Origin of the sequence: Acinetobacter sp. ABJ_C5_2, assembly GCF_044538485.1 — a bacterium.
Classification (GTDB): domain Bacteria; phylum Pseudomonadota; class Gammaproteobacteria; order Pseudomonadales; family Moraxellaceae; genus Acinetobacter; species Acinetobacter nosocomialis_A.
In genome coordinates this window covers 1-255 of the sequence record NZ_JBIUCS010000119.1, presented here as the reverse complement: position 1 = coordinate 255, position 255 = coordinate 1, and the positions used below count along the sequence as shown (strand labels likewise).

Here is a 255-nt window from a genome sequence, read left to right as displayed (position 1 = left end):
GGAAGCTCACAGTCACGGTTGATCCCGCTTCTGCTGTACCTGTCACTGGATCAGTGGCATTGATTGGATCAAGAACCGGTGCATTTGGTGCTGTGGTATCGATAGTCACCACTGCACCTGTTGTACCTACATTACCTGCAGGGTCGGTCGCTGTCACAGTTACCGTATGTGGTCCATCGGTCAACACTGGAAGCGTATTGTCTGCAAGGGTCCAGGTACCGTTGCCGTTATTGACTGCTGGATAGTCTGTGCCAT

General features: G+C 52.2%; 1 protein-coding gene. It reads right to left on the bottom strand.

Translation table 11 applies throughout. The features are described 5' to 3' along the window. Nucleotides 1-255: Ig-like domain-containing protein (locus ACH8JV_RS19640; protein WP_396523330.1), on the bottom strand; the 255-nt coding region annotated here is incomplete at both ends.